Annotated in this window: 10 protein-coding genes; 9 read left to right on the top strand and 1 reads right to left on the bottom strand. The window is 44.5% G+C overall.

The window, feature by feature from the left end:
• Positions 1 to 157 precede the first annotated feature (157 nt).
• The 5 genes from mfd (at position 158) to PQ469_RS28700 (ending at position 8,353) form a co-directional block, all read left to right on the top strand.
• Entirely contained in the window at positions 158 to 3,511 is a 3,354-nt protein-coding gene (gene mfd, locus PQ469_RS28720; RefSeq protein WP_274210731.1) for a transcription-repair coupling factor, read from the top strand.
• A gap of 173 nt (positions 3,512 to 3,684) precedes the next feature.
• Entirely contained in the window at positions 3,685 to 4,677 is a 993-nt protein-coding gene (locus PQ469_RS28715; protein WP_274210730.1) for a YeiH family protein, read from the top strand.
• A gap of 99 nt (positions 4,678 to 4,776) precedes the next feature.
• Positions 4,777 to 5,349 carry a cupin domain-containing protein gene (locus PQ469_RS28710; RefSeq protein ID WP_274210729.1) on the top strand — a complete coding sequence of 191 codons (573 nt, stop codon included), beginning with the start codon at positions 4,777 to 4,779 and terminating at the stop codon, positions 5,347 to 5,349.
• A gap of 312 nt (positions 5,350 to 5,661) precedes the next feature.
• The gene (locus PQ469_RS28705) at positions 5,662 to 6,117 is read left to right on the top strand and encodes a GNAT family N-acetyltransferase (protein WP_090651492.1); all 456 of its coding nucleotides are present in this window, start codon (positions 5,662 to 5,664) and stop codon (positions 6,115 to 6,117) included.
• Positions 6,118 to 6,346: 229 nt separating this feature from the next.
• Positions 6,347 to 8,353 (top strand): alpha-L-arabinofuranosidase C-terminal domain-containing protein, encoded by a 2,007-nt coding sequence (locus PQ469_RS28700; RefSeq protein WP_274210728.1) that lies wholly within the window; start codon positions 6,347 to 6,349, stop codon positions 8,351 to 8,353.
• Here PQ469_RS28700 and PQ469_RS28695 read toward each other — a convergent pair.
• Entirely contained in the window at positions 8,339 to 8,602 is a 264-nt protein-coding gene (locus PQ469_RS28695) for a hypothetical protein (protein WP_274210727.1), read from the bottom strand. The two genes, PQ469_RS28700 and PQ469_RS28695, sit on opposite strands and share 15 nt — an antisense overlap.
• Before the next feature lie 128 nt (positions 8,603 to 8,730).
• On the opposite strand from PQ469_RS28695, the gene PQ469_RS28690 reads away from it, so the two are divergent.
• The 4 genes from PQ469_RS28690 (at position 8,731) to rpiA (ending at position 15,145) form a co-directional block, all read left to right on the top strand.
• A complete protein-coding gene (locus PQ469_RS28690; RefSeq protein WP_274210726.1) occupies positions 8,731 to 11,112 on the top strand; it encodes an alpha-L-rhamnosidase-related protein in 2,382 nt (793 codons plus the stop codon).
• Between the two features lie 434 nt (positions 11,113 to 11,546).
• Positions 11,547 to 12,302, top strand: coding sequence for an ROK family protein (locus PQ469_RS28685; RefSeq protein ID WP_274210725.1), 756 nt, complete (start codon positions 11,547 to 11,549; stop codon positions 12,300 to 12,302).
• A 21-nt stretch (positions 12,303 to 12,323) separates the two neighbouring features.
• Positions 12,324 to 14,327: a transketolase gene (gene tkt, locus PQ469_RS28680; RefSeq protein WP_274210724.1), complete on the top strand. Its 2,004-nt coding sequence runs from the start codon at positions 12,324 to 12,326 to the stop codon at positions 14,325 to 14,327.
• A 110-nt stretch (positions 14,328 to 14,437) separates the two neighbouring features.
• The gene (gene rpiA / locus PQ469_RS28675; protein WP_274210723.1) at positions 14,438 to 15,145 is read left to right on the top strand and encodes a ribose 5-phosphate isomerase A; all 708 of its coding nucleotides are present in this window, start codon (positions 14,438 to 14,440) and stop codon (positions 15,143 to 15,145) included.
• The last annotated feature ends 28 nt before the right edge of the window (positions 15,146 to 15,173 follow it).

Below are 15,173 nucleotides of genomic sequence, written 5' to 3'. Positions count from 1 at the left end.
TATAAATTTTGGTTTAAAAAATTTAGGTTGAGCTACGGGAGAAATAATACCCTAATTTATCATTAAAAAGTAAATAAGCCATCATATTGTTTGCATTGTTTTATACTATTTATAGCTGTTTATTTAAAAAGGCTTTTTTGCTTACATTTGCAGCAGTTTGAACATCCGTGATATATTAGATAGGTATAAAGCTGATGACCGGATTAAAGCATTAGCGCTTGCGCTTAATGCGTCAAAAAATCCAAGGGTACAGCTGCGTGGTTTAGTCGGATCGAGTGATGCGGCCATGGCGGTAGCATTATATTTTTTGCAGCACAAGCACATGGTGTTTGTGTTGCCCGAGCGCGAGGAAGCCGGGTATTTTCAGGCCGACCTGGAAAACCTTACAGGGAAAGAAGTATTGCTTTTCCCCTCATCATACCGCAAACCATTTGAATTTACCCAGCCCGACAGCAGCAATGTACTGGCACGTGCCGAAGTACTCAACGAACTTAACCATGCTTCGGAATTTGGCCAGCTGATAGTTACCTACCCCGAGGCCCTGGCCGAAAAGGTGATTGACCGGGCATCCCTCGAAAAAAACACCCTTGAAATTGCAGTAAGCAATAAACTCAGTATCGAGTTCATCAACGAGTTTTTAATTGAGTACGATTTTGAGCGCGTTGAATTTGTGTACGAGCCGGGGCAGTTTTCTGTGCGTGGCGGCATTGTAGATATCTTTTCATTCTCGCACAACCTGCCTTACCGGGTGGAGTTTTTTGGCGATTTTATTGAATCTATCCGCACGTTCGAGATTGAAAGCCAGCTGTCTGTAGAGCAGGTAAAAACTATTACCATTGTGCCCAATGTACAATCTAAATTTTTAACCGAGAGCAATATCTCGCTGTTGGAATATGTAGAGCCGGGCACCCAGGTTTGGATTAAGGATGTACAGTTTACATTGGATATCATTCAAAGTGGCTTTAAAAAGGCTACCAATTTGTGGAAAGCATTATCTGCAGACGAAAAAAACCAAAACCCGGATTGGATTGATCCTAAATTTGGCTTCACCGACGAGAAACTGATTGCCGACCAGCTGTTTGATTTCCCGGTTGTGGAGTTTGGGAAACAGTTTTTTTATCAGCCAAGCGCATCAATCAATTTTGACATGCGCCCGCAGCCGTCATTCAATAAAGATTTTACGCTGCTGATCCATAACTTTAAAAATAACGAAGCGGAAAAGATTGAAAATTTTATCCTCACCGATTCATCGCGCCAGGTTGAGCGTTTATATGCCATACTGGATGATTTGGATAAAACGGTAAAATTTACCCCAATAAGTATCTCAATCCGCGAAGGTTTTGTTGACCACGAGCAAAAGCTGGCATGCTACACAGATCACCAGATTTTTGATCGTTATTATAAATACAAGCTCAAAAAAGGCTATCAGCGCTCGCAGGCCATCACCCTAAAGGAACTGCGCGACCTGAAGCCAGGCGATTACGTTACCCATATTGATCACGGCATAGGCAAATATGCCGGGCTGGAAAAAGTGGAGGTAAACGGCAAGCAACAGGAAATGATCCGCCTGATTTATGCCGATAACGATCTATTATATGTAAACATCAATTCGCTAAACCGAATTAGCAAATACAGTGGGAAGGAAGGCACCGTTCCACGCATGAACAAGCTGGGAACCGATACCTGGGAGCGCCTGAAGAAAACAACAAAAAAAAAAGTTAAAGATATAGCCCGCGACCTGATTAAGCTTTACGCCCTGCGCAAAGCCCAACATGGCAATGCCTTTTCGCCCGATAGCTACCTGCAAACCGAACTGGAAGCCTCCTTTTTGTACGAGGATACTCCCGACCAGGAAAAAGCCACCGCCGACTTTAAAAAAGATATGGAATCGCCGCATCCTATGGACAGGCTGATTTGTGGCGATGTGGGCTTTGGCAAAACTGAAGTAGCCGTTCGTGCTGCCTTTAAAGCTGTTGCCGATAGCAAGCAGGTGGCCATATTGGTACCTACCACCATTTTAGCGGCCCAGCACTACAAAACATTTACCGATAGGCTAAAAGGATTCCCGGCCAATATAGATTACATTAACAGGTTTAAAACCAGCAAGCAGATTAAAGATACTTTAGAGAAGCTCAAGGACGGCAAGGTAGATATCATTATAGGTACCCACCGCCTGGTAAGCAAGGATGTAAAGTTTAAAGACCTGGGGCTGATGATTATTGACGAGGAGCAAAAGTTTGGTGTAAGCACCAAAGAGAAGCTGAAGCAAATGCGAGCCAATGTAGATACACTTACGCTTACGGCTACACCGATACCACGCACCCTGCATTTTTCGCTAATGGGCGCAAGGGATTTATCCATTATATCAACACCACCACCCAACAGGCAGCCGGTAGTTACCGAGTTGCATGTATTTAACGATAAACTGATAAAAGAAGCTGTTGAGTTTGAAATTGAGCGCGACGGCCAGGTTTTCTTTATCCATAATCGCGTTGCCGATTTGCCGCAATTAGGTGGCATGATTCACAAACTGGTACCTAAAGCCCGGATAGGTATTGCCCACGGCCAGTTGGAGGGCGATGCGCTTGAGGATGTGATGCTGAAATTTGTGAACCACGAGTACGATGTGTTAGTGGCTACTACCATTATTGAGGCCGGCCTGGATATCCCGAACGCCAATACTATTATCATCAACTACGCCCATATGTTTGGCCTGAGCGATTTGCACCAGATGCGCGGCCGCGTAGGCAGGAGCAACAAAAAAGCTTATTGCTACCTGCTAAGCCCGCCACTGTCAACCCTCACCAGCGAGGCCCGCAAGCGCCTTAGCGCCATTGAGGAGTTTAGCGACCTGGGCAGCGGTTTTAACGTAGCCATGCGCGATTTGGACATCCGCGGCAGCGGAAATCTTTTAGGGGCAGAGCAAAGCGGCTTTATTGCCGAAATAGGCTTCGAGATGTACCATAAAATTTTGGACGAAGCCATCCAGGAATTAAAGGACGATGAATTTAAAGGCGTATTCCCGGATGATAAGCCACGCCCATATATTTCCTTCACCCAGATAGATACCGACCAGGAGATCCTGATCCCGGATGAATATGTTACCAATTTGTCCGAGCGTTATAATTTATACACCGAGCTATCCAAACTGGAGCGGGAAGTTGAACTATCGGCCTTTCAGCAGCAATTGCATGACCGTTTTGGGCCTATACCGCCACAGGTACATGACCTGCTGAATACCATGCGCCTGCAATGGATGGGCAAGGCTATCGGTTTTGAAAAAATTTCGTTAAAAAAGAATGTGCTGCGCGGGTACTTTATCACCAATCAGCAATCATCCTACTTTGAAACCGAAGCATTCCACAATGTGCTGGCTTTTGTACAGGCCAACCCAAGGCGTACTAATTTAAAAGAAGTTAAAAACACACTAAGGTTAAGTGTTGAAGGTGTGCATAGTATTGACCAGGCGCTGGTGTTTTTGAATGAGATGGCGGGGTTGGTTGGGGTGTAACCAACAAGTCTTGTCTATATAATTTGCTGGAAATCTGGCTTCACCGCCGTTGCTGCTTTTCCTGTTTGCAGCTTTTTCATTTGGCACGTACAATCCATCGGTTAAATAACTTTTAGTTATCGGACATTGCATAATGTGATGAAAATTCGGGCATTTGATTATGGAGTTTTGCCATGTCAAAAAGAAGAAACATGAACATACAACCGTCATTAATCTCGCCAACAGGGTTCATTTTGAACACCAGTGAAAATATCCGGAGAGTCATTTTTATAACCTGCATCCTCCTTTGTATTACACCTTATATTAGCCCGGCCTTAGCGTTGGTTATGGGCCTGGCTGTTGCCCAGTTCACCGGGCACCCTTATTTACACATAAATCATAAGGCCACACACCTGCTCTTACAAATTTCTGTAGTGGGTTTAGGTTTTGGCATGAATGTACATAGCGCCTTACAGGCTGGGAACGAGGGCATATTATTCTCTATAGCTTCTATCACATGTACATTTATATTTGGCCATTTTATAGGAAAATGGTTAAACATTGAAAAGAAAACATCTTATCTTATATCTTCAGGTACCGCCATATGCGGCGGAAGCGCTATTGCAGCTATATCGCCCGTGATTAAGGCCGAAGAGAAGCAAATATCCGTTGCCCTTGGTTGTGTATTTATCCTCAATTCGGTAGCCCTGTTTGTTTTTCCGGCAATAGGGCATCACTTTAACCTTACTCAAACGCAATTTGGCTTATGGTGCGCTATTGCGATACATGACACCAGCTCGGTGGTTGGCGCTGCGGGTAAATATGGTAGCCATGCGGTGGAAGTGGCCACCACGGTAAAACTTACAAGGGCTTTATGGATTATACCGGTTGCTTTTATGTCGGCCTTTATTTTTAAAAACAAGTCAAAAAAAGTTAGCATTCCTTATTTCATTGCCTTATTTGTACTGGCAATGGTCGCTAATACTTATATCCCGGTTATAAAGCAGGTTCGTCCGTATATAATTACGATTGCCAAAGCCGGCTTAACACTCACGTTATTCCTTATCGGCGCCGGATTATCCGGAAAAGTACTTGCTTCTGTTGGCTTCAGGCCGCTACTTCAGGGTGTCGCCCTATGGGTTATCATTTCTGTTACTGCATTGTATGCGGTTACGAACCTGGCTTAATTTAGTGAAGCGCTTGTAGATTTAATCATTGGGGTTGATGATGTTCCTGTTTGTTTTTATAACTAACTTTATATCAGCCTGTAAATTTAAAATCTACTTATGAAAAGGAATAAATTCATTGCCGCTGTTTTGACATTTGCCGCGGTTCCGTTTGCACCGTTTGCGGCCATTATCTCAAAGAAAAGCTTAATCCGCGTTAACAAGGGCTTTAAAATACAGGCCGGCGAAGGCCGGATACATGGGCATATTAAATTAAAAGGGGTAAACTCAAATATTTTGGATGTGAAGATATCCGGGAAAGATACCGATGGCGAATTGGCTATTTTTGAGCAAACCAGCTTGTCGCAGGGCAGAGGAACGCCATTGCATATCCACCCTACACAGGATGAAATATTTTATGTATTGGAAGGATCGTATTTTTTTAAGGTAGGCGAGGATAAATTTCATTTAACTACTGGCGAAAGCATCTTTTTGCCAAAGAATGTGCCGCATGCCTGGACCCAGGTAAGCGACAAAGGAAGGATGACGGTAACTTTGCAACCAGCCGGTAAGCTTGAAGAGTTTTTTGTGGCCATGCAATCGCTTGATCATGAACCATCGGACACCGAGCTTGCAAAAATTTTTTCCGATCACGAAATGCAGTTGCTCGGCCCCCCGCTTAAGGTTGAATAGGTTAGCATTCAAAAGCGGTAATATCTGCAGCTATTAGTGCAAAATAAGCTCAAAAGCCAGCCCCGGGATATACTCAACAAGTTGAAAAGTAATTGAACTTATCGGGAAACAAGGCCCAAAAATGCTTTGTTTTCCAGAAAACGGAAACCAAAATCGTTAAAACCCTGTTTTTGCCATTTTAAATCGCTTAGAACTATTGGCATAGCTATTGAATTGTTAGCAATGTTCTTTCATAGTTAAACGAATTTTTCTCATAAAGTTAGTTAGGCCGTTCAACCAAACAATTAACTTTGCCTTATCCATATCTGACCCATGAACTTAACTTATCAAATAAGGCTTTTCAGCCACCTTAATGTTAATGAACTATACCAACTACTCCGCCTGCGCAGCGAAGTGTTTGTGGTAGAACAAAACTGCGTGTTTTTGGACCAGGATAATAAAGACCAGCAATGCTATCATCTTTTATTGTACGCCGACGGCAAGCTGGCAGCTTACAGCCGGCTGGTTCCTGCTGGCATATCATACCCTGAAGTTTCTATAGGGCGGGTTGTTACTTCGCCGGCTTTCAGGGGAACCGGTCTTGGCAGGAAAATTATGGAACTTGCTATTCAAAGCTGCTATGATGTGTTTGGCCCGGCAGCTATCCGCATTGGCGCGCAAACTTACGCCCTTTCGTTCTACCAGTCGCTCGGCTTTGTTTCGGAAGGCGAGGTGTATGACGAAGATGGTATTGAGCATATTGAAATGGTGCGGAGTTTATCCAAATAACTTTAAACCCGGCACCTGGCAGGGATAGTTAGCTGTTCAACACGGCAAATGAAATAACATTTTTATAATTGTTTAAACAACAATCATAAAAGAGCGGGGAAGCGTTGCTGTTATTGTAGTTTTATATGTTATAAATGCATCAAATTTTTATTTATCCTAAAAAGATATATATTTGTTAATAATTGTTAAAAAAACAATTATTAATTATCAACCTCAAAAATTAAACCTGATGTTTTTTAAGCGTATTTTGCCTGCAATATGCCTGGCACTGTTGTTTGTTGCCCATTTGGCCCATGGCCAGGGAGCCCCCGTATTGAGTGTAAAAAAAGCCCAAACCTTAGCTGCAAATGCGAAACTTGGTAAGCCAATCAGCAAAGATCTTTTTGGCGTTTTTTTTGAAGACCTGAGTTACGCGGCCGATGGCGGACTTTACGCCGAACTGATACAGAACAGATCATTCGAGTACAGCGCGAGCGACAGGAAAACATGGAACCCCCTAACAGCCTGGGAGTACACCACCGAAGGATTTGGTTACGGCACAATATCTGTAGAAACGGCAAAACCCCTGCACTTCAATAATCCGCACTATGTGTTGCTAAATATCGACGACGCCGGCCAGCAAGGCGTTGGCATTACCAATGCCGGGTATGATGGTATCTGTATCAAAGCTGGCCAAAAATATGACTTCTCTGTATACGTAAGGCAAATTTCGGCCAAACCTGTGGCCATGCAGGTGGAGCTGCGCGGAGACAATGGCGCAGTATGCGGTACATTTTCATTCCAAACCCAGGCTGGGGCGTGGAAAAAATACACGGGAACCATTACTGCCACAGCAAGCTCCGATTCGGCAAGGCTTACGATACTTGCCAGGCAGCGTTCGGTTTTAGCTATCGATGAAGTTTCTCTTTTTCCGCATAATACTTTTAAAAATGAAACCAACGGGCTGCGGGCCGATCTTGCCCAGGCCATAGCCAATCTTCAGCCCAAGTTTCTCCGTTTTCCGGGTGGCTGCCTGGTACACGGCGATGGCATTAATAACATATACCGCTGGAAAAACACCATCGGCCCTGTCGAGCAACGGGTTCAACAGCGCAACATCTGGAATTACCATCAAAGTACAGGCCTTGGCTTTTATGAATATTTTAGGTTTTGCGAGGATATTGACGCCAAACCACTGCCGGTATTGGCGGCCGGGGTAAGCTGCCAAAATTCGGGCGGAACCTGGAAGATTGGCGGAACCGGGCAAAAAGGACTCTCCCTGGCCGCAATGAAAGGCTATATTCAGGATGTGTTGGACCTGATAGAATACGCCAATGGGCCCACTACATCGGTTTGGGGCGCTAAACGGGCTGCCGCAGGCCATCCAAAACCTTTTGGCCTGCAATATGTGGGTATTGGTAATGAGGACAAACAAACCAACGATTTCAGGGACCGCTTTAAAATGATATATGATGCCGTACGCGCAAAACATCCCGAAATTACTATCGTAGGCACAGTAGGCCCCGCGCCATCGGGTGAAGATTATGACCTTGGCTGGAAGTTTGCCGACCAGCTATCGGTACCTGTTGTTGACGAACATTTTTACGAAAAGCCCGAATGGTTCCTGAAAAACAGTAGCCGGTATGACAGCTACCGCCGTCCAAAATCAAAGGTGTACATTGGTGAATATGCATCATGGGGCAACACCCTCATTAACGCGCTTTCGGAAGCCGCTTTTATGACCAGCCTTGAGCGTAACGGCGATATTGTGCAAATGGCGTCTTACGCGCCGCTGCTGGCCAATCTTAAGCATACCTCATGGAATCCCAACCTCATCTACTTTGATAACAAAACCCTGGTGCCTACGGTAAATTACTATGTCCAGCAATTATTTGCGGTTAACCAGGGCGATGTATACATTCCCGGTATTATATCACTTAACCGGCCCGGCGCCCGTGCCGACTCGACCCTGGCTGCATCATGCGTGCAAAACAGCGAAACCGGCGATGTTATTTTAAAAATAGTGAACGCCGGCCCACAGGCTGCAACTGCCATGGCAAAGCTTTCGGGCCTGGGTATGTTGGCTGCTAACGCCAAGATTGATGTACTGCAAGGCCAGCCTTCTGATAAAAACACCATCGATCAGCAAAAAAACATCATCCCCTCCCACGCCGAAATCGGCGTAGCACAACTGAGCGGTTACGTAGTGCCGCCTTATTCATTAAGTGTTATACGCATCAGTTTAAAAGGGAATTAATATAATGCTTTTACCTTCAGGGCAGCCCCCTGCACCTATAAGTTCTTTTTCGCGGCCGCAAGCCTCCGGGCTTGCGTGCCTGCCCGTTAAGCAAGCGCCCATGTTTTTGCCCTGCACAGGCGCAATTTTATTTTCAATGGCTTCGTTTACGGCTATGCCGGTTATAAAATTTTGGAAACCTTTCGCCGGTTTAAGGTGTGATTGGTCCGCGACAGATGCAAATATCGCGGCTAAAATAAAGACTGGCACTTTATTTTTATTTAAAAATCACCGTATCCGGTGAGGTAACAAAATGATAATTCTCAACAGATGTGTAATCATTTTTAATTGTAATTTAGCACTTAAGCACTTGCTAACCACATTATAACCCATCTTCCATGAAAATTGTATATAAAGCCGCGTTATCGCTGTTTTTTATTTTCACTGTTATTGCCGGCCATGCGCAGTCCATTAATCCGGCACTGTTAAAAAGTCAATGGAAAGCGGCCTGGATCACTGTGCCCGGCGAATCGTTGCGGGATTATGGGGTATACTATTTCCGCAAAAATATCAACATCAAAGATAAACCGGCCACATTTAATGTGCATGTATCTGCCGATAACCGTTATAAACTGTACATAAACCAAACACTGGTATCATTAGGCCCGGCCCGCGGCGACACGTATTACTGGAATTATGAAACTGTAGACCTGGCGCCATATCTTAAAGCAGGCGATAATGTTATTGCTGCCGTGGTTTGGAACGATGGGGACTACCGCCCCGAAGCGCAGATCTCTATCCAGACGGGATTTATTATGCAGGGCGATGGCGAGGCCGAAGCCATTGTTAATACCGATAAAAGCTGGAAAGGCATTCGCGATAAAGCTTATAAACCCATTGTTGGTGTTGGATATGGCACTTATTATGTAGCCGGCCCCGGCGAGCGTGTAGATATGAACGCCGGTATTAACAACTGGAACGCCGAAAACACAGACATAAGCGCCTGGAAAAATGCCGTTAAAATAGATAACGGCAACCCCAAAGGCACCGTGAACGCCTTTGGATGGATGCTGGTACCTTCGTCTATCCCGCCGGTTGAGCTAACCTACCAGCGCATCCCGGTATTACGCAAGGCCGAAGGGATTACCGCGCCCAAAAGCTTCCCGGCAACTAAAACAGCTATAACCATTCCTGCAAATACCACAGTTACCTTTTTGCTCGATCAAACTTTTTTAACCAATGCTTTTGTATCGCTCAATTTTAGCGCGGGCAAAAACGCAGGTATCAGTCTGAGTTATGCCGAAACATTATTTACCAAACTGCACGGACCCGGGGGGCTTGAAAAAGGTAACCGCGATGATGTGGAGGGTAAAATATTTTCGGGCCGCCGGGATAGTATCGTGTCTGATGGTAGCGCGGGTCAGTCGTTTAATACGCTTAGTTTTCGCACGTTCAGGTATATCGAATTAAAGATAACAACTGCCGGGCAACCTTTACAGGTAGACGACATATACGGCACCTTTACCGGCTATCCTTTTAAACTGAACGCGAAGCTTGAAGGTACAGCCGAAATGAAAAAAATGCTGGATATTGGCTGGCGCACAGCCCGGCTTTGCGCAGGTGAAACTTATTACGACTGCCCGTATTATGAGCAGCTGCAATATGTGGGCGATAGCCGCATCCAGGCACTGGTATCGTACTACAACAGCGGCGATGACCGGCTGGTGCGTAACGCTATTAACCTGATGGACCACTCGCGCATTGCCGAAGGGGTTACCTTAAGCCGCCACCCTTCATTTTCGCCACAAATTATCTCCACATTTTCTTTATGGTACATCGGTATGCTGCATGATTATTGGATGTACCGGCCCGATAGCGCTTTTGTGCAAAGCAAATTACAGGGCGTAGAGGATATATTGGCATTTTTTAGGAAATATCAACAGCCTGGTGGCTCATTAAAAAACACCCCTTACTGGAACTTTGCCGATTGGGTTGCCGATAAAGGCTGGGACTTTGGCGCCGCCCCCAAAAGCGTAAACGGCTCCTCGGCTTTGTTAGATCTGCAATTGATGTGGGCTTACCAGCAAGCCTCGCAAATGGAGGCCAAATTTGGCATACCCATCATTTCGCAATATTATCATGATATGGCCAATTTATTAAAAGCCACCATCCAACAAAAATATTGGGTAGCCAGCAGGCAATTATACTCCGATGTGGAAGATCAGCAATTGTTTTCCCAGCATACCAATTCACTTGCAATTTTAACAGGTATGGTAACCGGCAATGAAGCATCTGCCCTTGGCAAAAAGCTAATGACCGATACTACGCTTACCCAATGCACCATCTACTTTAAATATTACCTGCACCAGGCGCTAATTAAAAGCGGCTATGGCAATGATTATTTAAAATGGCTTGATATATGGCGAAAGAACATCGCAATGGGACTTACCACCTGGGCGGAAACATCTGACCTGGAACATAACCGCTCCGACTGTCATGCCTGGGGCGCCAGCCCCAATATTGAATTTTACCGTACCGTTTTAGGCATTGATAGCTATGCGCCCGGTTTTAGCAAAATAAAAATTGAACCGCACTTAGGCAATCTAAAAATAATAGGCGGAGAAATTCCTCACCCTAACGGCAAAATCGTGGTAAAATATGAGCTAAAAAAAGGAAAATGGGATATAGAGGTCGTATTGCCCCCAAACACAACGGGCGTTTTTATCTGGAAAGGGCAAAAATACCTTGTTAATTCAGGAAAAAACAAGATAATTGTATAAAACAGATCAAAAAACATGATTAATATCATATTTTCTTAGGAAAATAGTAATAAATATAGCACTTTTGCATCGTTTTTACTGCTTTGGAGTAAAAAACGTTAGGTTTCTGTTTGAAAAGTAAAAAGCAATACTAACTTTACTTTTATAATGTTTATTAGTTATTGTATTAGTTACACTTGCGTTAATTACACATTTTTAACAATCAATTATTATTAAAAATGTGATATTTACGCGCTAAGTTGTTAAATCGACGGTTAGCCCTGAGTCGAAATTTGTAAGTAAAGAAACAAGCAAGCTTTGAGTTGGGCATTCTGCTAAATACTTCCGGCTTAACACCAGGTAGCTAAATTCAATAAAGATGGGCCATCATTAAATGCGATATTAATTTTACAGCCAATGATGGCATCATCAAAACTTAAAAACAAACAACACCGATGAAAAACACTCCATCCCAGTTAAAAATTCTTTCAATCGATATTGGTGGCTCACATATTAAAGCCACAATTTTAAACATTAAGGGCGAGCTAAAAATGGAGTACGACAAAGTTGCTACGCCCGCGCCGGCCAGCCCCGAAAATGTAATTAAAGCTATCCAGACACTGGTAAAGAAATTTCCCGGTTACGACAGGATTTCGGTGGGCTTTCCTGGTTATGTAAAAAACGGCGTAATTAAAACAGCCCCTAACCTAAGTACTAAGCTATGGGCCGATTTTGACCTTGCCAAAAAACTAACCGATGTATTAGGCAAACCTACACAGGTAGTAAATGATGCCGACATGCAGGGTTTGGGCGTAGTAAAAGGCAAGGGGCTGGAAATGGTAATTACCCTTGGCACCGGTTTTGGTACCGCATTACTTATGGATGGCCATTTGCTACCCCATTTTGAACTGGCGCACCTGCCTATAAAAGAAGGTAAAACCTACGATCAGTATATTGGCGAAAGGGCCTTTGAGAAAGAGGGTAAAGAGAAATGGAACAAGCGCATACAAAAGGTTTTTGAGATTTTAAAAACCGTATTCAATTACGATACTTTATATATAGGAGGCGGCAACTCTGACGAGTTAACGTTTAAACTGGATAAAAACATGAAAATTGTAACCAATGCCGATGGCATTAAAGGCGGTGCGCGGTTATGGTTAAATGACGACGACAGTAAAACCAAACGCGCTATAGCAACCCCAACGACATAACATACAATACCCAAAAAGATAATGGAAAACACACAGGACATAGAAAAATTAGCAATAGATACCGTACGGATCTTATCGGCAGATGCAGTGCAAAAAGCAAATTCGGGCCACCCCGGCACAGCCATGGCACTTGCACCTATGGGCCACGTTTTATGGTCGCAATTTTTAAACTACAACCCTAAAAACCCGGATTGGGCAAACCGCGACAGGTTTATACTTTCATGCGGTCATGCTTGTATGTTGCAGTACAGCTTTTTGTACTTAACCGGATATGATTTAAGTTTAGATGATATCAAAAACTTTCGCCAGCTAAACAGCAAAACTGCCGGTCACCCGGAGTATGGTTTGGCCCCTGGTATTGATGTTACTACCGGTCCGCTGGGACAGGGCTTTGCAAATGGTGTTGGCTTTGCCATTGCGCAAAAACACCTGGCAGCACGCTACAATAAACCCGGTTATGATCTTTTTAACTACCACGTTTACGCTATTGTGAGTGATGGCGATATGATGGAAGGCGTAACCTCTGAGGCCGCTTCATTAGCCGGCCACCTGGAGTTAGGCAACATTATTTATTTATATGATGATAACCACATTTCGATAGAGGGTGCTACTGATATTACTTTTAACGAAGATGTGAGCGCGCGTTTCCGTTCATACGGCTGGCATGTACAGGATTTGCCGGACGTTAACGATACCCACGCTTTAGAGCTTGCTTTAGTTAATGCCAAGGCCGAAGCGCAAAAACCATCCTTGATCCGTGTGCGTTCATTAATCGCTTATGGCAGCCCTAATAAATCGGGTACTGCAGGTTCGCACGGTGCGCCGCTTGGTGCCGATGAAATTAAACTGGTTAAAGAGTTTTTTGGCTTCGATCCGGATAAATCATTCAACGTGCCTGATGATGTGTTAAAATATTACCATGATAAAGGAGCGCGCGGTGGTGCATCCGAAGAAAAATGGAACAAGCTATTTGCTGATTATAAAAAAGAATATCCTGAATTAGCCGCCGAATATGAAACCGCGTTTAAAGGCGACCTGCCCGAAGGCTGGCTTGATAAATTGCCGGTATTTAAAGGATCTGATCCTAAAATGGCTACCCGCCAGGCATCTGGTAAAGTATTAAACGCCATTGCGGCAAGCTTGCCTAACCTAATTGGCGGCGCGGCAGATTTGGCCCCATCAACAGAAACCAACCTGAAGGGTTTTGACTCGTTCACATCCGAAAACAGGAGCGGCCGAAACTTCCACTTTGGTATCCGCGAGCATGCCATGGGCTCGGCATTAAATGGTATGGCTTTAACCAAAGGTGTACTGCCTTTTGGCGCAACCTTTTTGATGTTCTCTGAATATATGCGCCCGCCAATCCGTTTGGCTGCCATTATGAAAGTGAGCCCGATATTTGTTTACACCCACGATAGTATAGGTTTAGGCGAGGATGGCACAACCCACCAGCCGGTTGAGCAATTGGCCTCCCTGCGCTCTATTCCCAACGTAACCACCATCCGCCCGGCCGATGCCAACGAAAGTGCGCATGCGTGGCGTGTGGCTATCCAGAAAAAAGATGGCCCTACTATATTGGTATTTACCCGCCAGGGCTTACCTATCCTCGATCAGGATAAATACGGTAAGGCAGAAAACCTGGAAAAAGGTGCTTACATCCTATCTGAAGCCAGCAAAAATCCCGACCTGATATTAATTGCAACAGGATCGGAAGTTGCCTTGATTATGGATGCGCAGGTAAAACTGGAAGCAGAAGGTATATCAACCCGCGTGGTAAGTATGCCATCATGGGAATTATTTGAAAAACAGGATGCAGCCTACAAAGAGTTGGTATTTCCTAAAGCATACCGCAAACGTTTGGCTGTTGAAATGGCATCGCCAATGGGCTGGCACAAATATACCACCGACGAAGGCGATATGCTGGGCATGACCACCTTTGGCGAATCGGCCCCGGCCGATGACCTGTACAAGCATTTTGGTTTTACAGTTGATAACGTGATTAAGAGAGCGAAAGCTTTGTTATAGTAGCAAGTAGTTAGTATCAAGTATCAAGATTTTTTTTGCCGCTTGATACTAACTGTCGTTTCTACCTGAAGCGGTCTTGATACTTGATACTAAATACTTGATACTCAAAAATGAATTGGGATAGTAGTTTAATTAAAAACCTTGCGTGGTCGTCAGAGATCATTAATGCCGCGGGCAAGCAAAAGGTAGCGCAACAAATTGCCGCTAAGGTAAAGGATGGCGATGTACTGGGCGTTGGTTCGGGTTCTACGGTGTACATGGCTTTGTTGGCTATTGCGGATAGGATCAAGGCCGAGAAGTTAAACGTTTTAGCTATCCCTACATCGCTGGAGATCTCGATGTTTTGTACCAAATTGGGTATCCCGCTTACTACTTTGTTTGAACACAAGCCCGACTGGCTGTTTGATGGTGCCGACGAGGTTGACCCAAACAACAGCCTGATTAAAGGACGTGGAGGAGCGATGTTTAAGGAGAAACTGCTGATAGCATCCAGCGCCGTTAACTATATTATTGTAGATGACTCCAAAATAGTGGATAAGATTGGTACCAACTTCCCTATCCCTATAGAGGTATTTCCGCAGGCTTTGCTGCATGTGGAAGCGGAACTGGAAAAACTGGGAGCCAACAGCATAGTGATCAGGCCGGCCAAAGGCAAGGATGGTCCAATTATATCCGAAAACAATAACATGGTTTTGGATTGCCGCTTTGATGAAGTACCGTTAAGCCTCGAAAAGGATATAAAAGGGATTACCGGCGTTATCGAGAGCGGATTATTTATGGGGTACAACCTGGAAATTTTGGTAGCATCGAATAATTAACATTGTTACGCTGGTGTAACCGAATGAT

The sequence above is a fragment of the Mucilaginibacter sp. KACC 22773 genome, from assembly GCF_028736215.1.
GTDB lineage: Bacteria > Bacteroidota > Bacteroidia > Sphingobacteriales > Sphingobacteriaceae > Mucilaginibacter.
This window is presented reverse-complemented; position numbering and strand designations above follow the sequence as displayed.

Excerpts from the sequence above, each read along its gene's own strand:
- PQ469_RS28715 (WP_274210730.1), top strand. The coding sequence starts at position 3,685 with ATGTCAAAAAGAAGAAACATGAACATACAACCGTCATTAATCTCGCCA.
- PQ469_RS28710 (WP_274210729.1), top strand. The coding sequence starts at position 4,777 with ATGAAAAGGAATAAATTCATTGCCGCTGTTTTGACATTTGCCGCGGTT.
- PQ469_RS28705 (WP_090651492.1), top strand. The coding sequence starts at position 5,662 with ATGAACTTAACTTATCAAATAAGGCTTTTCAGCCACCTTAATGTTAAT.
- PQ469_RS28700 (WP_274210728.1), top strand. The coding sequence starts at position 6,347 with ATGTTTTTTAAGCGTATTTTGCCTGCAATATGCCTGGCACTGTTGTTT.
- PQ469_RS28690 (WP_274210726.1), top strand. The coding sequence starts at position 8,731 with ATGAAAATTGTATATAAAGCCGCGTTATCGCTGTTTTTTATTTTCACT.
- PQ469_RS28685 (WP_274210725.1), top strand. The coding sequence starts at position 11,547 with ATGAAAAACACTCCATCCCAGTTAAAAATTCTTTCAATCGATATTGGT.
- tkt (WP_274210724.1), top strand. The coding sequence starts at position 12,324 with ATGGAAAACACACAGGACATAGAAAAATTAGCAATAGATACCGTACGG.
- rpiA (WP_274210723.1), top strand. The coding sequence starts at position 14,438 with ATGAATTGGGATAGTAGTTTAATTAAAAACCTTGCGTGGTCGTCAGAG.